A 16,692-nucleotide genomic window follows, 5' to 3' on the forward strand; every position below is an offset into this window, starting at 1 on the left:
CAAGCCAATCGCCAGTAAAATGCGCCGCGCAAACTGGAATAGAGACTTCTTCCATGAGCTCTTTACTCATATGCGATAGCCCTGCCCGCGAGGGGGGAGATTGGCCGTCACGGTGACTTTCGCCAATCGCCAACGTTGCAGGGAAAAGCGCCTGAGCAAGCGGCCGGCGCAATCTCCCCCCTCGCGGGGGAGATGTCCGGCAGGACAGAGGGGGCGCGAAGGGGCGCCGGCGTTCCGAGAACCAGAGCAGACCCTTGATCGCCCGCGATCCCCAAGGAAAACGCAACACCCCTTGGCAATTCCCTATTCATCGTATATCGACGATGAACGATGAATAGCTTGGCAAACATCTCCGAACCGTCAGCGCCCGCTTCCGGCTGTTGCGCGCCCGATGTGCTTTCCCGCGGCCTTTTCGCCCTGGCGCATCCCGCGCGCATCGAGATCCTGCGCTATCTCTCGGGTGTCGATTACTGCTGCTGCAAGGACGTGGTCTGCCGGCTGCGGCTTGCCCAGTCGACCGTCTCGCAGCATCTGAAAATCCTCCTGGAGGCGGGGCTGGTGCGCATGAGCCCGCAGGGGCAGCGCTCACGCTACGCGGTGGACAGTAAGGCGCTGCTGGCGCTTTCCGAGGCGGTGGGCGGCCTGCTCGATCCCTGCGCCGCGCGGGCGGACGAGAACGGCAAGGAAATCTGAGGCAACACGCATTGGCCCAAAAAACCGTCTCCGCCGAATCCGGCTCCATGCTCCACACGCTTGTGAACCTGTGGCCCTATATGTGGCCATCGGACCGGCGGGATCTCAAGTTTCGCGTGGTGATAGCCACCGTCTTCCTCGTCCTGGCGAAGGTGATCCTCGTTCTCGTGCCCTATTTCTACAAATGGGCCACCAACGTTCTTTCGGGCGAGGGCACGGCACCCGCCTATCTGCCCGCCATCCTCGCCGGCCCCCTGATGCTGGTGGTCGCCTACAATCTGGTGCGTGTCGTCCAGCTCGGCTTCAACCAGCTTCGCGACGCGCTCTTCGCCAGCGTCGGCCAGCACGCCGTGCGCCAGCTCGCCTACCGCACCTTCGTGCACATGCACGCGCTGTCGCTGCGCTTCCATCTGGAGCGGCGCACGGGCGGCCTGTCGCGCATCATCGAGCGCGGCACCAAGGGCATCGACACCATCGTCCGCTTCACCATCCTGAACACGGTGCCGACGCTCCTGGAATTCGCGCTTTCGGCGGTCATCTTCGCCGTCGCCTATGGCTGGGCCTATGTGGCCATCATCGCCGTCACCGTGTGGCTCTACACCTGGTTCACGGTGCGGGCGAGCGACTGGCGCATCACCATCCGGCGGGAGATGAACGAGTCCGACACCGACGCCAACACCAAGGCGATCGATTCGCTGCTCAATTTCGAGACGGTGAAATACTTCAACAACGAGGCGATGGAGGCCAATCGCTTCGACCGCTCCATGGGGCGCTACGAGGAGGCCGCCACCAAGACCTGGACCTCGCTCGGCTGGCTCAACTTCGGCCAGGGCGTCATCTTCGGCCTCGGCATGGCCGCCGCCATGGGGCTTTCGGCATGGGAAGTGATGCGCGGCACGCAGACGGTGGGCGACTTCGTCTTCATCAACGCAATGCTGATGCAGCTTTCCATTCCGCTCAACTTCATCGGCTTCGTCTACCGCGAGATCCGCCAGGGCCTTACCGACATCGAGCAGATGTTCGATCTGCTCGACGTTCCAGCCGAGGTGCGGGACCGGCCGGGCGCGGCACCCCTCGCGGTCGATCGGGGCCATGTGCGCTTCGACGATGTCGCCTTCGCCTATGACGGGGACCGGCCGATCCTAAAAGGGATCAGCTTCGACATCCCCGCCGGCAGGACGGTGGCGGTGGTGGGGCCCTCGGGCGCCGGCAAATCGACCATCTCGCGCCTCATCTTCCGCTTCTACGACGTCCAGGAAGGCGCCGTCCTGATCGACGGTCAGGACGTGCGCGACGTCACGCAGGAAAGCCTGCGCGCGGCGATCGGCATGGTGCCGCAGGACACCGTGCTCTTCAACGATACGATTGCCTACAACATCCGCTACGGCCGTCCCGACGCTACAGAAGAGGAGGTGCGCCGCGCCGCCGAACTGGCGCAGATCGCCGATTTCATCGACGGCCTGCCACATGGCTACGACACCATGGTGGGCGAGCGGGGCCTGAAGCTTTCAGGCGGCGAGAAGCAGCGCGTGGCCATCGCCCGCACCATCCTGAAAGCGCCGCCGATCCTCATCCTCGACGAGGCCACTTCGGCGCTCGACACTCACACCGAGCAGGAGATCCAGGCCGCCCTCGACCTGGTCAGCCGGGGCCGCACGACGCTGGTCATCGCCCACCGGCTTTCCACCGTCATTGGCGCCGACGAGATCATCGTCTTGAAGGACGGCCGCATCGCCGAGCGCGGCACCCATCACGGGCTCATCGCCGCGCGCGGCCTCTACGCCGAGATGTGGGACCGCCAGCGCGAGGCGAGCGAGGCCGAAGAGCGCCTGCGGCTTGCCCGCGAGACGGACGAGATGGGCGTGGTGGTGAGGAAGGTGCCGAGCTACTGAGCCGGCCGCCGGCCGCCGTTCAATGGTGCGGCGAGCCTTCTTTTTCGGATCGCTGTCGGAATGCGAGGCCTTGAGACGTCCTCGATACATAACGCGAGCCGAAGGAGTGCAGAGATGAGAAAGATCATTGTTGGCGCATTTGTAAGCCTCGACGGAATCATGCAGGCGCCGGGCGGCCCGGACGAGGACCCCACCGGCGGCTTCGAATATGGCGGCTGGGTCGCTCCCTATTTCGATGAAAAGATGGGAGAGGCGGTGGGCGAGATGTTCGCCAAGCCATTCAACCTTCTGCTCGGCCGCAAGACCTACGACATTTTCGCCGCCCATTGGCCCTATGTCGACGCCGACGATCCGATCGGGCCGCTGTTCGACCGCATCGACAAATATGTGGCGACCCGCAATCCGGATTTTAGGCTCACCTGGCAGAACAGCCACCTGCTGGGCAAGGACGTGGTCGCCGCGGTCAGGAAGCTGAAAAGCGAGGACGGGCCGGATCTGTTGACCCAAGGCTCGACCGATTTCCTGCAGACCCTGTTCAAAAACGATCTTGTCGATGAGATCAACGTTTCGTTCTTTCCGGTCGTGCTCGGGAAGGGCAAGAAGCTGTTCGGCGGCGGTGCCTTTCCCGGTGCGCTGAAACTCGTCGGTTCGAGGGTCTCCGATTCCGGCGTTACGACCAACAAATACGTCCGCGCCGGAAAGGTCACGACCGGCTCGTTCGAATTCGACCAGCCAACCGAGGCGGAATTGGAGCGGCGCAGGAACCTGAGCTGATACGAGCGGCCTTATGTTCGACCGCTGTTAGCGCGTCGATGTTCAGGCATGGATCCTCGGGCTTGACCCGAGGATCCATGCCTGAACCGTTCCAATAAACAAAACGGTCAAAGCTAAGGGCTGTTGCCTGCGCGTTGCAGCCTGTCGCTCTTTCCGATAGGAAATCCGCACCTGATATCCACCGGGGCGCGGAGAACCGATGAGCTTGACCGACACGATCCGAAAGACATTCGTGCCCATCCATCGCGAGGGCTATCCCTTCATCGCCGGCTTCGCGGTGGCTTCCCTCGTCCTCGGCCTCATCTGGGAACCGCTCTTCTGGATCGGCATGCTGCTCACGGCCTGGTGCGCCTATTTCTTCCGCGATCCGTTGCGCGTCACACCGGTTGACGACAGGCTGGTGATCGCGCCGGCCGACGGCTCGGTCTCCTCCGTCGGCCCCGCCACGCCGCCCGCCGAACTCGGCCTCGGGGCGGGCGAGATGATGCGGATTTCCATCTTCATGGACGTCTTCTCCTGTCACATCAACCGCGCCCCCGTGCGCGGGCGCATCTCGCTGATCGAGCATCGGCCGGGCCGCTTCCTCAACGCCGATCTCGACAAGGCGAGTAGTGAGAACGAGCGCAACAGCCTCGTCATCGAAAGCCCGCATGGGCCGGTCCCCGTGGTGCAGATCGCCGGCCTCGTCGCCCGTCGCATCCTCTGCTGGGCCGAGGCGCCGGGTGAGATCGCCGTCGGCGAGCGATTCGGCCTCATCCGCTTCGGCTCGCGCGTCGACGTCTACCTGCCGCAAGGCGCCCGGCCGCGCGTGGCCGTCGGCCAGACGGCGATCGGCGGCGAGACGGTCATCGCCGAGTTCGGCAGCGAGGAAGCGCCAACGCTCGTGCGCGTCTCCTGATGGCCGGGCCGTTTCCGCCTTTCGAGCCGCACGGCGGCGGGGGGCCGCGCATCCGCGAGATCCCGCTGCGCCTGATGGTGCCGAACCTGATCACGGTTCTGGCCATCTGCGCCGGGCTCTCCGGTATTCGCCTTGCCTTCGAGGGGCGGGTGGAAACGGCCGTCATCATGGTGCTTTTCGCCGCCTTCCTCGACGCCGTGGACGGGCGCGTGGCGCGCATGCTCAAGGCCTCGTCGAAGTTCGGCGCGCAGATGGATTCGCTGGCCGACATCGTCAATTTCGGTGTCGCTCCGGCGCTTGTGCTCTACGCCTACCTGCTCGACAGGGCCGGGGCCATCGGCTGGATCGCCGCGCTTCTCTTCGCCATCGCCTGCGCGCTGCGCCTTGCCCGATTCAACGTCATGCTGGACGATCCGGACCGCCCGGCCTGGCAGGCCGACTATTTCGTCGGCGTGCCGGCGCCGGCGGGCGCCGCGCTCGTCATGCTGCCGGTCTATCTCGGGTTTCTCGGCGTTGTGCCGGACCGTCCGATAGCGTTTGTCGCCTCGGCTTATACGCTGGCTGTCGCGGTCCTGCTGATCAGCCGTCTGCCGGTCTATTCAGGCAAAAGCTCCGGCAGCCGCGTGCGCCGCGAACTGGTGATGCCCCTGATGCTCGTCGTCGTCTTCTATGCTCTGCTTCTGGCGAGCTACACCTGGCAGACCATGGCGGCCTCGGCCATCGCCTATCTCGTCTTCCTCGTCTTCAGCGTGCGCGCCTATTCGCGCCGTGCGGCGCGCGAGGAAGCCGCCGCCGCGAAGGATGACGAGGACTGAGGGCGTTACGCTACGCCATCTCGCGGTCTTCCATCTTCTGCGGTGTCGCGCGGCGGACCGCCAGCATGCGGTCGAACAGCGCGTTGGCGGCCACCGGCTTTGCCTCGGTCGGCGCGAGCGCTATCATTTCGGCGATGGTCAGGGGTTCGAGCGTGGCCACCGTCAGGCGCGGCAGAAGCTGCCGCCCGCCGTTCGGCGCCAGCGCGAAGAGCGACCGCCCCGAACCCTCCACATGGATCGGCACTACGCGCGCCTCCGCCTTTGCGGCGATGCGGGCGATCGCCCGGAAGAGGCGGAAGGCTTTGGCGTCCGGCGCCTCGTTGTCCGGCAGATAGACCGCAAGCCGCCCATTGCCCCGGAGGCGGCGTACCAGCCGCCGGCTGACGAAGATATGGCGGGCGTTGAAGGCGATGGTGCGCGCCAGCGCCCGCCAGGGGTCGAGCCACCAGGAGCGCGCCGAGGCCTCGTCCAGGATATGCAGCGTGTCGTTCGGCAGCAGCGCCAGCATCAGCGCCGGCTCCAGCTTCGACCGGTGCCACACCGCATAGATGACGGGCGGCTCCGCCGCGCGGGCCCTGGCGATGGCGCCGTCGCCGATGCGGAAGAAAACCTTCAGCGGCGCATAGAGCATCGCCTGGTGAAGGCTCATGCCCCGCCGCATTCGGCAATAGGCCGCGGCGGCAAGCCACAAAGCCAGGATCGCTGCCACAAGCGCAATGGCTATCGTCATTCTTCCGCACCTCCCAGCCGCAGGCCGGTCTCCGCAATCGGTCTAATTTTCACATAAACAATGAGTTGGAGCCACGACTTGATTCACCGCAACAATGGCCGACGGTGCTCTCTCCCTGCCGCGGCTTCTGGTGGCCGCTCCGCGCGAGGGTAACCGAAGACCGGGCAAGGTCAATCGCGTTTTGGGGAAAGGGCCCTATTCCGGCAGCCGGTAGTGCAGGAAGCGGTCCTTGCGGACGTCGAAGACGAGCCCGGTCTCCGTCAGCGCCGGGCTCGCCAGCGGCAGGATTTTCGCCGCCACTTCCGCCGGGTGCGGCAGGGTCTGCGGGTCCTCGCCGGGCATTGCCTGCGCCCGCATCGCCGTGCGCGTGGGCCCCGGGCTGACCGAGTTGACCCTGAGCGGCATGTTCTTGGTCTCGTCCGCCCACGAGCGCACCAGGACCTCGACAGCCGCCTTGGAAGCCGCATAGGGCGCCCAGAAGGCGCGGGCGACATGGGCGGCACCCGACGACATGACGATGGCGCGCCCCGCGTCCGAGGCCCTCAGAAGCGGGTCGACCGAGCGTATCAGCCGCCAGGTGGCCGTCACGTTGATGGTCATCACCTTCTCGAAGGTCTTCGCCTCTACATGGCCGATGGGCGAAATGGTGCCGAGGATGCCGGCATTGGCCACCAGGATGTCGAGCTTGCCCCAGCGCTCGTAGATGGCGCCGCCCAGGCGGTCGATACCGCCCATGTCGGTCAGGTCCAGCGGCGCCAGCGTCGCCTCGCCGCCGCCGGCCTTGATCTCGTCGTCCAGTTCCTCAAGCCCGCCCACGGTGCGCGCCACGGCGACCACATGGGCGCCCGCCGCCGCCAGCTCCTTGGCGAGGAAATAGCCGATGCCGCGCGAGGCGCCGGTGACGAGCGCGATGCGGCCTGAAAGGTCGAGGGAGTCGGTCATGGATGAATGGTCCCGCTTGCGTGGCGCCTACTGCCCGCCGGCGGCCAGCAGCGAGAGCTGGCGCACGTTGTCGGTGCCGTGGTGGTCGGTCAGCTCCGTCGGGTATTCGGTGGTGAAGCAGGCGTCGCAGAACTGCGGCTCACCGTTATTGCGCGCCGCTTCGCCGACCGCGCGGTAAAGCCCGTCGATGGACAGGAAGCCGAGCGAATCGACGCGGATGAACTCCGCCATCTCCTCAACGGACATGCGGGAGGCAAGCAGCTTCGCCGTCTGCGGCGTGTCGACGCCGTAGAAGCAGGAGGCGCGCGTCGGCGGCGATGCGATGCGCATGTGCACTTCCGCCGCCCCCGCATCGCGCACCATCTGCACGATCTTCTGGCTCGTCGTGCCGCGCACGATGGAATCGTCCACAAGCACCACGCGCCTGCCCTCGATCAGGCGGCGGTTGGCGTTGTGCTTCAGCTTCACCCCCATGTGGCGGATGGAATCGGTCGGCTGGATGAAGGTGCGGCCCACATAGTGGTTGCGGATGATGCCGAGCTCGAAAGGAATCCCCGCTGCTTGCGCGAAGCCGATGGCCGCCGGCGTGCCCGAATCGGGCACCGGCACGACGATGTCGGCCGCAACCGGGCTCTCGCGCGCCAGTTCAGCGCCGATCTGCTTGCGCACCTCATAGACGTTGCGCCCTTCGACCGAGGAATCGGGCCGCGCGAAATATACGTATTCGAAGATGCAGAAGCGCTGCTTGGCCTTCTTGAAGGGGAAGAAGCTCTCGATCCCCTGTTCGGTGACCACCACCATCTCGCCCGGCTCGAGGTCGCGGACGAAGCGGGCGCCGATGATATCGAGCGCGCAGCTCTCCGAGGCCAGGATAGAGGCGCCGTCGAGGTCGCCCAGCACCAGCGGGCGGATGCCCAGGGGGTCGCGGCAGCCGATCATCTTCTTCGATGTCAGCGCCACCAGCGAGAAGGCGCCTTCGAGCTGGCGCACCGCGTCGATGAAGCGGGCGTTGGTGTCGCGCTCCTTGCTGGTCGCCACCAGGTGCATGATGGTTTCGGTGTCGGAGGTGGAGGAGAAGATCGAGCCCTGCTTCTGCAGCCGGCGCTGTACGGTCATCGCGTTGGTGATGTTGCCGTTATGGGCAACCGCCAGCCCGCCCTCGGCAAGCTCGGCGAAGAAGGGCTGCACATTGCGCAGGCCAGAGCCGCCGGTGGTCGAATAGCGGGTGTGGCCGATGGCGCGGGAGCCGTTCAGCCGCTCGATGACGGTGGGTTTGGTGAAAGTGTCGCCGATGAGCCCGATATGCCGCTCGACATGGAACTGGGTACCGTCGAAGGAGACGATGCCGGCGGCCTCCTGGCCGCGGTGTTGCAGGGCGTGCAGGCCCAGCGTGGCGATGGCCGCCGCGTCCTGGCGCCCGAAGATGCCGAACACGCCGCACTCGTCGTGAAAATGATCGTCGGCTTCGCCCATGAAAGGCAAATTTGTGTCGTCCGCCATCGCTGGCCGCCTCGTGCCTTGGTTAACTTACCTTCTGGCGGCCTTCCGGGCCGTCAGTTGTTCGTCTCCGCCTCGCCCGCCGCATTCGAGCCGGGCGACACGCGGTCGAGGATCGATGTCTCCGGGTCGTCGGGCAGCAGGTCCTGCAGCCACTCTCCGACGCCCTCGAGGAGCGGGCGCGACTTCGCTTCCGCGACCCAGCTCGGCGGGTTCGCACCCAGGAGCCAGTTCAGGAACAAAAGCGCCACCGCCATCACCAGGATGCCGCGCACCGCGCCGTACAGGAAGCCCAGCGTGCGGTCGAGCGCGCCGACCCTGGAATCGATGATGAAGTCGGCCAGCTTCATCGTGATCACCGTCACGATGATGAGCGCGACAAAGAACACCGCTGCCGCCGCCGCCACCAGAGCGACCATCGCATTGCCTATATAGGGCGTCACATAGGGCAGCACCAATGGGTAGAAGAAATAGGCGGCGATCGCCGCAAGCGCCCAGGAGGCGATGGACAGGATTTCGCGCGAGAATCCGCGCACCATGGCCAGCATCGCCGAGACGAGCGTGAAGCCGACGAGGATTCCGTCAAGCAGCGTGATTGGCATCGTCAACCCAACTCCGTTTTAGGAAGCACGCCCAATACCGCTTCTTCCCGTATCCTGCCAGCCAATCCGCCAAGGTTTTCTCCTTCACGGCGCACGCGACCCGGCTATCCGGGCAACGAGATCCGCAAGTCCCTCCGGCCGCCATGCCTGCGCCGAAATGCCGCCCGCGGGCTCTTCGTTTCCCGGCGGCATGACGGCCTGGCCGAAACCGAGTTTCTCGGCTTCCTTGAGCCGGCTTGCCGCATGCGCGACCGGACGGACGGCGCCCGAGAGGCTGATTTCGCCGAAATAGACGCAATCGGCGGGCAGAGCAAGCCCGGTGAGCGAGGAGACGAGGGCGGCCGCCACCGCCAGATCCGCCGCAGGCTCCGAGATGCGGTAGCCGCCGGCCACGTTCAGGTACACGTCATGGGTGGCGAATCGCACGCCGCAGTGCGCTTCGAGCACTGCCAGAACCATGGAAAGCCTGGGCGAATCCCAGCCCACCACGGCGCGCCGCGGCGTGCCGAGCGGGGAGGGGGCGACGAGCGCCTGGATCTCCACCAGCACCGGCCGCGTGCCCTCCATGCCGGCGAAGACGGCGGCGCCGGGTGCGGCCGCGCTGCGCTCGCCGAGGAAAAGCTCCGATGGGTTCGGCACCTCGCGCAGGCCCTTGTCCCCCATCTCGAAGACGCCGATCTCGTCCGTCGGGCCGAAACGGTTCTTCACCGTGCGCAGGATGCGGTAGTGATGCCCGCCTTCGCCCTCGAAATAAAGAACGCCGTCCACCATGTGCTCGACCACGCGCGGGCCGGCGATCTGCCCGTCCTTGGTCACGTGGCCGACAAGCACGATGGCCGCCCCCGTCGACTTCGCATAGCGGATCATCGCCTGGGCCGCCGCACGCACCTGCGTCACGGTGCCCGGCGCCGATTCGGCAAGGTCGGTCCACAGCGTCTGGATGGAATCGAGGATGACGAGGTCGGGCCTCTTGCCGTCGCCGATGGTGGCCAGGATGTCCTCGACATTGGTCTCGGCGGCAAGCTCCACCGGCGTTTCCGCCACGCCGAGCCGCTGTGCCCTGAGCCTGATCTGCGCCACCGCCTCCTCGCCCGAGACGTAGATGACGCGGTGGCCCCTCGCGGCAAGGGCGGCCGCCGCCTGGGTCAAAAGGGTGGATTTACCGATGCCCGGATCGCCGCCCACCAGAAGCGCCGAGCCGCGCACGAAGCCGCCGCCCGTCGCCCGGTCCAGTTCGCCGATGCCGGTGACGATGCGCGGCGCATCCTCGATGTCGCCGGAAAGCGTCGTCAGCGCCACGGCGCGGCCGGCCCGCGCCTTGCGCAAGGACTGCGGCCCGGCGCCGATGCCGCCGACGGTGCCTTCCTCGACAAGCGTGTTCCACTCGCCGCAGCCATCGCACTTGCCCGCCCAGCGGGCATGCACGGTGCCGCAGTTCTGGCAGATGAACTGGACGCGGGATTTGGCCATTAGGGGAACATCCTGTTGCCGCCGGCGCCCGTCTCGCCCCCCTCTGCCCTGCCGGGCATCTCCCCCGCAAGGGGGGAGATTACGCTGTCAGTGCTGCCTCGCCTCGACCGTTGCGGTTTAGGAGCCGACATCGCCGCCAGCCAATCTCCCCCCTTGCGGGGGAGATGCCCGGCAGGGCAGAGGGGGGCGAGACGGGCGCGACACACCGGTAATCGATTCACACCCCACCCCCCACATACTCGCGGTGATACCGCCGCCCCAGCGACGTCAAAAGCTCGTAGGCGACCGTCCCGGCAGCCTCCGCCACGGCATCGATCGGCATGTTCGGCCCGAACAATTCGATGTGGTCGCCCACCGCCACCGCGTCCGGCCCGAGCGCGGTGACGTCGAAAAGTGAGAGGTCCATCGTCACCCGGCCGATGACCGGCGCCTCGTGCCCGTGGATGAAGCCGCTGGCGCCGCCGCGCACGTCGCGCAAGGGCACGCCGCCGCCCGAGGCCGCGCGATGGTAGCCGTCGGCATAGCCGGTGGAGGCGACGGCGATGATCGTGTCGCGATGAAGCGGGGCGGCGCCGTAGCTTACGGTGTCGCCGGCGCGCACCTGCTTCACTTGCGCCACACGCGCTTCCGCCGTCACCACCGGCCGCATCGGGTTTGCCGCGTCGCTGACCGGCGCCCCGCCGTAGAGCGCGATGCCCGGCCGTGTGACATCGCACAGGTAATCGCCGCCGAGGAAGATGCCGGCGGAGTTGGCAAGGCTTGATTCGGTTTCTGGGAAAAGCGCCCGAAGTGCCTGAAAGGATTCAAGTTGCCGCCGGTTCATGGGGTGGCCGGGCGTGTCCGCGCAGGCGAGGTGGCTCATCACCAGGACCGGGGTGAGCGCATTCGTCAGCGCGTTTTCTTCCGCCAGGGTGCGGGCCCGCTCCGGCGCCAGGCCAAGCCGGTTCATGCCCGTCTCTACATGGATGGCGCAGGGGCGCGGCGTCTCGCCGTCGTCCCAGCCGTAAGCTTCCCAGATGGAAAGGTCGCTCTGCGCGTTGAGAACCGGGATCAGCCGCCCCTCGCGGTAGGCGGCCGCCGCTTCCGGGCCGAAAAGCCCGTTGAAGACGAAGATTTCCGCGTCCGGCAGGACGTTGCGCAGCGCCAGGCCCTCCGCCGGCAGCGCCACGAAGAAGCGCCGGCATCCCGCCGCCCAGAGCGCGCGCGCCACGGGGCCAAGGCCGAGCCCGTAGGCGTCGGCCTTCACCACGGCGGCTGCCTGCGCCGGCGCCGAGCGTTTTGCCAAAAGGCGATAATTCGCGGCGAGCGCGGAAAGATCGACGGTCAGCCGCCCCCCGGCCAGATGCGGCGCTGGTCCACTGCCGGTCATGTCGGGCAAATAGGGCACCTCTACTCGAAACGCTCCGGTAGGTGAGAATCCTCGGCAAGGTCCGAGAAGCGGGTGAACTCGCCCTGGAAGCCGAGATTGACGGTGCCGGTAGGCCCGTGGCGCTGCTTGGCGATGATGACCTCGGCCTTGCCGCGCGCCTCGTTCATCTCGCTCTCCCACTTGATGTACTCTTCCGTGCCGGGCTTCGGCTCGCGGTTGCCCAGATAATACTCCTCGCGGTAGACGAAGAGAACCACGTCGGCGTCCTGCTCGATGGAGCCCGATTCGCGCAGGTCCGAAAGCTGCGGGCGCTTGTCCTCGCGGCTTTCCACCTGGCGGGAAAGCTGGGAGAGGGCGAGGATCGGCACGGCGAGCTCCTTGGCGAGCGCCTTCAGCCCGGTGGTGATCTCGGTGATCTCCTGCACGCGGTTCTGCTGGGCGCGGGCGCTGGTGCCCTGCATGAGCTGCACGTAGTCGATGACGAGAACGTCGAGCCCGCGCTGGCGCTTCAGCCGCCTTGCGCGCGCGGCGAGCTGGGCGATGGAGATGCCGCCCGTCTGGTCGATGAAGAGCGGGATCTTCTGCATCATCTGGGCGCAGCCCACCAGCTTCTCGAAATCGGCCTCGGAGATCTCGCCGCGGCGGATCTTGGAGGAGGGGATTTCCGTCTGCTCGGAGATGATGCGGGTGGCGAGCTGCTCCGACGACATTTCCAGCGAGAAGAAGCCGACGACGCCGCCATTGGCCGCGGCGAAGGAGCCGTCGGCCTGCGGCGCCGGCTCGTAGGCGTTGGCGATGTTGAAGGCGATGTTGGTGGCAAGCGACGTCTTGCCCATGCCGGGGCGGCCGGCGAGGATGATGAGGTCCGACGGCTGCAAGCCGCCCATGCGCCGGTCGAGGTCGCGCAGGCCCGTGGCGATGCCGGACAGATGCCCGTCGCGCATGAAGGCGGCGTTGGCCATGTCGACGGCGATCTTGGTGGCATCGCCGAAGCTTTCGAAGCCGCCGTCGTAGCGCCCGGTCTCGGCAAGCTCGAACAGCCGCCGCTCCGCATCCTCGATCTGCTCGCCCGGCGCCATGTCGACAGGCGCGTCATAGGCGATGTTGACCATGTCCTCGCCGACGGTGATCAGCGCCCGGCGGATGGCGAGGTCATAGATGGCGCGGCCGTAGTCGGCGGCGTTGATGACGGTGACGGCCTCCGCGGCGAGCCGCGCGGTGTACTGCTGCACCGTCATCTCGCCCACTTTCTCATCGGCGGGCAGGAACGTCTTGATGGTCACCGGATTGGCCATCTTGCCCATGCGGATGAGTTCGCCCGCCACCTCGTAGATCTTGCGGTGCAGCGGCTCGTAGAAATGGGTCGGCTTCAAGAAGTCCGAAACGCGGTAGAAGGCGTCGTTGTTGACGAGGACGGCGCCGAGGAGCGCCTGCTCGGCCTCGATATTGTTGGGTGCCTCGCGATAAAGAGGCGTTTCCGCCGTGTTCAGCTTGCGGACTGCGTCAGCCATCGGATTTCCGTTGTCGCTATTATGGCTGCCGGATAACAGCGGACCAATCCGGCGCCCCCAAAACCGTTCTCTCGTAGACCTTTGCGCGCCGCTGCGTAAGGCTGTTGTGCCGAAGCATCCCGCTATCCACACGCAATCACGCCACGCACGGTGGAAAACGCGTTCCCGCGTTTTCCATGCTTGACAGCGAATCACCTGGGTAGGGTGGATAATATTCCTATTCGGCCGCGTCGGTAAACGTCTTTCGCCCGTTGGGGGCGGCCAGCCGCTTCTCCGTCTCGCCGATATAATCGCGCGTCAGCGGCAGCGTTTCGCGCTTCTTGGCGAGCTGGATCTGGAAGACCACCATGTCCTGCCAGCGGAAGGAGGCCTCGGAGCCGGCGAGATAGAATTCCCACATGCGTGCGAAGCGCTCGTCATAGATCTCCAGAACCTTGTCGCGATTGGCCAGGAAGCGCTCGCGCCAGTTCTTCAGCGTCTCCGCGTAGTGCAGCCGCAGGACCTCGATATCGGTGATCAGGAGGCCGGACTTCTCGATCGCCGGAATCACCTCCGAAAGGGAAGGGATGTAGCCGCCGGGGAAGATGTGCTTGCGGATGAAGGCGTTGGTGACCGTCGGTCCGGAGGTGCGGCCGATCGTGTGCAGGAGCATCACGCCGTCGTCGCTCAAGAGCTGTGCGCACTTGTCGAAGAAGGTGCGGTAGTGGTTGATGCCCACATGCTCGAACATGCCGACCGAGACGATACGGTCGAACGGTCCGCAAAGCGCCCGGTAGTCGGCGATCTCGAAGCGCGCCTTGCCGTCGAGCTTCTCCTTCTTCGCCCGCTTCCGGGAGACCGCGTGCTGCTCTTCCGACAGGGTGACGCCGAGGAGATCGACATCGAACTGGCGCGCCAGATAAAGCCCCAGCCCGCCCCATCCGGAGCCGATGTCGAGCACCTTCTGGCCCGGCTCCAGCGCCAGCTTGGCGGCGATGTGGCGTTTCTTGGCGCGCTGCGCCTCTTCCAGAGACGTGTCCGGCTCGGGGAAATAGGCGCAGGAATACTGCATGTCCTCGTCGAGGAAGATCCGGTAGAGCTCGCCGGAGAGGTCGTAATGGCGCGCGACGTTGCGCTTGGAACGGCCGGCGGGGTTGAACTGGTGCAGGCGGCGGAAAAGATAGCGCACGCCTTCGCCCACCTTCATGACGAACGCCTCCGCGCCGGCGCCCTCCAGGTTCTGATAGCTGAGCTTGAGCAGCGCCAGGACGTCGCCCTGCTCGAAATCCAGTTCGCCCTCCATGTAGCTTTCGGGGACCGCCAGCATCGGGTCGATAGCGATCGCCCGCTCGGCCCGCCTGGAATGGATGACGATATGTACCGGTTCGCCGGACCCGTCGCCGAAACGGTGCACCGCGCCGTCCGCGTCCGTGATGCTCAGGGAGCCAGCCCGCACGAGGCGGGAAGCAAGTTTCGCAAGCAACTGGTTCATCACTCACCCCGCTAGCCTGGGATGTTGCGATTATGTATCACAAGCGTCACTGTTGAAAAGGGTTCCGAGGGCTCGGCCGCGCCGAGGCGAAAAGACTGCTGACATCGCGAAAGACGCGGCAATCCGCCCACTCTGGCGCTGGCGGCCGTCTGGACACAATTGGCTCAATTCGCCTGAAATATTGGCTCACAAAAAGTGTGGGGCCGGACGTTGCCGCCCGGCCCCAAATGCGCGCTCAGGGAAGAATCGACCCTCAGGCCTTCTCTTCCTCCTCGCCCCCGGCGGGCGCCTCCTCGGCAGCGGTTTCCTCCGCCTCTTCCGGTTCAGCGAACTCGGCTTCCGGATCGAAGAACTCCTCCGGCCGGGCGCTCTCGTTGACGTCCTCGCCGTAGATCGCCTCGGCCGAATCCAGCGTCTCGCCCTGCGCCTGACGCTCCGCCTCTTCGGCCGAGCGGGCGACGTTGAGGCTGATGGTCACGACGACCTCGGGATGCAGCGCGATCGCTACGTTGATCACACCGATCGTCTTGATCGGCTGGTTGAGATCGACCTGGTTGCGGCCGATCTTGAAGCCGTTCCCGTCCAGCACCTCAACGATGTCGCGCGGCGACACGGAGCCGTAGAGCTGTCCCGTCTCGGCGGCCGAGCGGACGACGACGAAGCTCTGGCCGTCGAGCTTCTCGGCGACGCCCTCGGCTTCTTGTCTCCGCTCCAGGTTGCGCGCCTCGAGCTCGACGCGCTGCGTCTCGAACTTCTTCCTGTTGGCCTCGTTGGCGCGCAGCGCCTTGCCCCGCGGCAGCAGGAAGTTGCGCGCAAAGCCGTCCTTGACCTTCACGACGTCGCCCATCTGGCCGAGTCGCGGGATGCGTTCCAGGAGAATGATTTCCATCGTTCCGTTTCCTTCTTCGGCGGCTATAAGCCGCTTTGGCTTCGGCGGCTCTCAGCCGCTTTGGCTTCGGCGGCTCTCAGCCGCTTTGGCTTCGGCGGCTCTCAACAGCCGCTTGAGCATGGAAGGCAGGTCAGGAAACGGGTGCCTTGCGGCTTCAGGTTCGCTGTCCTGCCCTTCTGGCAGTTAGGGGCCTCGCCCCAACTCGGGATTTTCCTGTCCCTCGATCCGCGCCCGCCGCGGGGAGGGGGCGCGGGCGCCGATGCGCCCGCGGCCGGTCTTACTTCACCACGTAGGGCAAAAGGCCCAGGAAGCGCGCCCGCTTGATCGCCCTGGCAAGCTCGCGCTGCTTCTTCTGGCTCACTGCGGTGATGCGCGACGGCACGATCTTGCCGCGCTCGGAAATGTAGCGCTGCAGGAGCTTGACGTCCTTGTAGTCGATCTTCGGCGCGTTCGAGCCGGAGAACGGGCAGGTCTTGCGGCGGCGGTGGAAGGGGCGCCGCGTCGGAATCTGGTTGATGTCGACCATTATTGGCCTCCCTCACTGGCGTCGCGCGGCTGGCGCGGGCGGTCATCGCGATCATGGCGCGGACGGTCGTCGCGGTCACCGCGCGGGCCGCGGTCGTCACGGCGCGGGCCACGGTCGTCGCGGCGCGGGCCGCGGTCGTCGCGGCGCTGCATCATTGCCGACGGGCCTTCCTCGTGTGCGTCCACGCGCACGGTCATGAAGCGCAGCACGTCCTCGGACAGACCCATCTGCCGCTCCATCTCCTTGACGGCGTCTGCCGGCGCGTCGATGTCCACGAGCGTGAAATAGGCCTTGCGGTTCTTCTTGACCCGGTAGGCGAGGGACTTCAGTCCCCAGTTCTCGACCCGGCCGATCGTGCCTCCGCCGTTCTCGATGACGCCCTTGTATTGCTCAAGGAGCGCATCGACCTGCTGCTGCGAGAGGTCCTGCCGGGCAAGAAACACATGTTCGTATAGAGCCATTGTCTTGCCTTTCTTCTGTTCCGTCCGTCGGGCCCCAGCGGCTAAAGCCTCAGCGACCTATCTTGCCGGCTTGGCCGGAGAAGAAAGGCGCGTATTGGAGACGGTCGAGAGCGGAGACACGGGAGGCGGAAGACTTTTTGCCTTCACAACGG

General features: G+C 66.1%; 16 protein-coding genes. 5 read left to right on the top strand and 11 right to left on the bottom strand.

All coding sequences use genetic code 11. The features are described from left to right. Positions 1-330 precede the first annotated feature (330 nt). The 5 genes from GM910_RS20550 (at position 331) to GM910_RS20570 (ending at position 5,072) form a co-directional block, all read left to right on the top strand. Positions 331-693: an ArsR/SmtB family transcription factor gene (locus tag GM910_RS20550; RefSeq protein ID WP_159590697.1), complete on the top strand. Its 363-nt coding sequence runs from the start codon at positions 331-333 to the stop codon at positions 691-693. A 47-nt stretch (positions 694-740) separates the two neighbouring features. Then, positions 741-2,585: an ABCB family ABC transporter ATP-binding protein/permease gene (locus GM910_RS20555; RefSeq protein WP_159590861.1), complete on the top strand. Its 1,845-nt coding sequence runs from the start codon at positions 741-743 to the stop codon at positions 2,583-2,585. Between the two features lie 114 nt (positions 2,586-2,699). Then, positions 2,700-3,359, top strand: a complete 660-nt coding sequence (locus tag GM910_RS20560; RefSeq protein ID WP_159590699.1) for a dihydrofolate reductase family protein — start codon at positions 2,700-2,702, stop codon at positions 3,357-3,359. 199 nt (positions 3,360-3,558) lie between these two features. Then, the gene (locus GM910_RS20565) at positions 3,559-4,257 is read left to right on the top strand and encodes a phosphatidylserine decarboxylase (RefSeq protein ID WP_159590701.1); all 699 of its coding nucleotides are present in this window, start codon (positions 3,559-3,561) and stop codon (positions 4,255-4,257) included. Next, on the top strand, positions 4,257-5,072 hold the full coding sequence (locus GM910_RS20570) for a CDP-alcohol phosphatidyltransferase family protein (RefSeq protein ID WP_159590703.1): 816 nt from the start codon (positions 4,257-4,259) through the stop codon (positions 5,070-5,072). The genes GM910_RS20565 and GM910_RS20570 overlap by 1 nt, the downstream gene beginning before the upstream one ends. Positions 5,073-5,082: 10 nt before the next feature. Here the strand turns inward: GM910_RS20570 and GM910_RS20575 are convergent, their stop codons facing one another. The 11 genes from GM910_RS20575 to rpsF all read right to left on the bottom strand — a co-directional run bounded on the left by GM910_RS20575 (position 5,083) and on the right by rpsF (position 16,540). Further along, on the bottom strand, positions 5,083-5,802 hold the full coding sequence (locus tag GM910_RS20575) for a 2-acyl-glycerophospho-ethanolamine acyltransferase (protein WP_159590705.1): 720 nt from the start codon (positions 5,800-5,802) through the stop codon (positions 5,083-5,085). A gap of 195 nt (positions 5,803-5,997) precedes the next feature. Beyond that, complete coding sequence (locus GM910_RS20580) at positions 5,998-6,744, bottom strand: SDR family NAD(P)-dependent oxidoreductase (protein WP_159590707.1); 747 nt, start codon at positions 6,742-6,744, stop codon at positions 5,998-6,000. Between the two features lie 27 nt (positions 6,745-6,771). Then, positions 6,772-8,244, bottom strand: coding sequence for an amidophosphoribosyltransferase (purF, locus tag GM910_RS20585; RefSeq protein WP_201285561.1), 1,473 nt, complete (start codon positions 8,242-8,244; stop codon positions 6,772-6,774). A 53-nt stretch (positions 8,245-8,297) separates the two neighbouring features. Next, a complete protein-coding gene (locus GM910_RS20590; RefSeq protein WP_159590709.1) occupies positions 8,298-8,843 on the bottom strand; it encodes a CvpA family protein in 546 nt (181 codons plus the stop codon). A gap of 84 nt (positions 8,844-8,927) precedes the next feature. Beyond that, a complete protein-coding gene (radA, locus tag GM910_RS20595; RefSeq protein ID WP_159590711.1) occupies positions 8,928-10,313 on the bottom strand; it encodes a DNA repair protein RadA in 1,386 nt (461 codons plus the stop codon). Positions 10,314-10,530: 217 nt separating this feature from the next. Continuing rightward, positions 10,531-11,682 carry an alanine racemase gene (alr, locus tag GM910_RS20600; RefSeq protein ID WP_159590867.1) on the bottom strand — a complete coding sequence of 384 codons (1,152 nt, stop codon included), beginning with the start codon at positions 11,680-11,682 and terminating at the stop codon, positions 10,531-10,533. A 20-nt stretch (positions 11,683-11,702) separates the two neighbouring features. Next, entirely contained in the window at positions 11,703-13,193 is a 1,491-nt protein-coding gene (locus GM910_RS20605) for a replicative DNA helicase (RefSeq protein WP_159590713.1), read from the bottom strand. A gap of 217 nt (positions 13,194-13,410) precedes the next feature. After that, positions 13,411-14,664: a cyclopropane fatty acid synthase gene (locus GM910_RS20610; RefSeq protein WP_159590715.1), complete on the bottom strand. Its 1,254-nt coding sequence runs from the start codon at positions 14,662-14,664 to the stop codon at positions 13,411-13,413. Positions 14,665-14,917: 253 nt separating this feature from the next. Continuing rightward, on the bottom strand, positions 14,918-15,553 hold the full coding sequence (gene rplI / locus GM910_RS20615; RefSeq protein WP_159590717.1) for a 50S ribosomal protein L9: 636 nt from the start codon (positions 15,551-15,553) through the stop codon (positions 14,918-14,920). Between the two features lie 277 nt (positions 15,554-15,830). Beyond that, positions 15,831-16,079, bottom strand: a complete 249-nt coding sequence (gene rpsR / locus GM910_RS20620; RefSeq protein ID WP_159590719.1) for a 30S ribosomal protein S18 — start codon at positions 16,077-16,079, stop codon at positions 15,831-15,833. Continuing rightward, positions 16,079-16,540, bottom strand: a complete 462-nt coding sequence (gene rpsF / locus GM910_RS20625) for a 30S ribosomal protein S6 (RefSeq protein WP_159590721.1) — start codon at positions 16,538-16,540, stop codon at positions 16,079-16,081. The genes rpsR and rpsF overlap by 1 nt, the downstream gene beginning before the upstream one ends. Between the last annotated feature and the right edge of the window lie 152 nt (positions 16,541-16,692).

The organism is Chelativorans xinjiangensis, assembly GCF_009812055.1.
Lineage (GTDB): Bacteria > Pseudomonadota > Alphaproteobacteria > Rhizobiales > Rhizobiaceae > Chelativorans > Chelativorans xinjiangense.

Bases quoted from the DNA above. Each gene is read 5' to 3' on its own strand.
- GM910_RS20575 (WP_159590705.1), bottom strand. From the start codon at position 5,802: ATGACGATAGCCATTGCGCTTGTGGCAGCGATCCTGGCTTTGTGGCTT.
- purF (WP_201285561.1), bottom strand. From the start codon at position 8,244: ATGGCGGACGACACAAATTTGCCTTTCATGGGCGAAGCCGACGATCAT.
- rpsF (WP_159590721.1), bottom strand. From the start codon at position 16,540: ATGGCTCTATACGAACATGTGTTTCTTGCCCGGCAGGACCTCTCGCAG.
- GM910_RS20590 (WP_159590709.1), bottom strand. From the start codon at position 8,843: ATGCCAATCACGCTGCTTGACGGAATCCTCGTCGGCTTCACGCTCGTC.
- alr (WP_159590867.1), bottom strand. From the start codon at position 11,682: ATGACCGGCAGTGGACCAGCGCCGCATCTGGCCGGGGGGCGGCTGACC.
- GM910_RS20580 (WP_159590707.1), bottom strand. From the start codon at position 6,744: ATGACCGACTCCCTCGACCTTTCAGGCCGCATCGCGCTCGTCACCGGC.
- rplI (WP_159590717.1), bottom strand. From the start codon at position 15,553: ATGGAAATCATTCTCCTGGAACGCATCCCGCGACTCGGCCAGATGGGC.
- GM910_RS20570 (WP_159590703.1), top strand. From the start codon at position 4,257: ATGGCCGGGCCGTTTCCGCCTTTCGAGCCGCACGGCGGCGGGGGGCCG.
- GM910_RS20550 (WP_159590697.1), top strand. From the start codon at position 331: ATGAATAGCTTGGCAAACATCTCCGAACCGTCAGCGCCCGCTTCCGGC.
- GM910_RS20565 (WP_159590701.1), top strand. From the start codon at position 3,559: ATGAGCTTGACCGACACGATCCGAAAGACATTCGTGCCCATCCATCGC.
- GM910_RS20560 (WP_159590699.1), top strand. From the start codon at position 2,700: ATGAGAAAGATCATTGTTGGCGCATTTGTAAGCCTCGACGGAATCATG.
- GM910_RS20555 (WP_159590861.1), top strand. From the start codon at position 741: ATGCTCCACACGCTTGTGAACCTGTGGCCCTATATGTGGCCATCGGAC.
- radA (WP_159590711.1), bottom strand. From the start codon at position 10,313: ATGGCCAAATCCCGCGTCCAGTTCATCTGCCAGAACTGCGGCACCGTG.
- GM910_RS20610 (WP_159590715.1), bottom strand. From the start codon at position 14,664: ATGAACCAGTTGCTTGCGAAACTTGCTTCCCGCCTCGTGCGGGCTGGC.
- rpsR (WP_159590719.1), bottom strand. From the start codon at position 16,079: ATGGTCGACATCAACCAGATTCCGACGCGGCGCCCCTTCCACCGCCGC.
- GM910_RS20605 (WP_159590713.1), bottom strand. From the start codon at position 13,193: ATGGCTGACGCAGTCCGCAAGCTGAACACGGCGGAAACGCCTCTTTAT.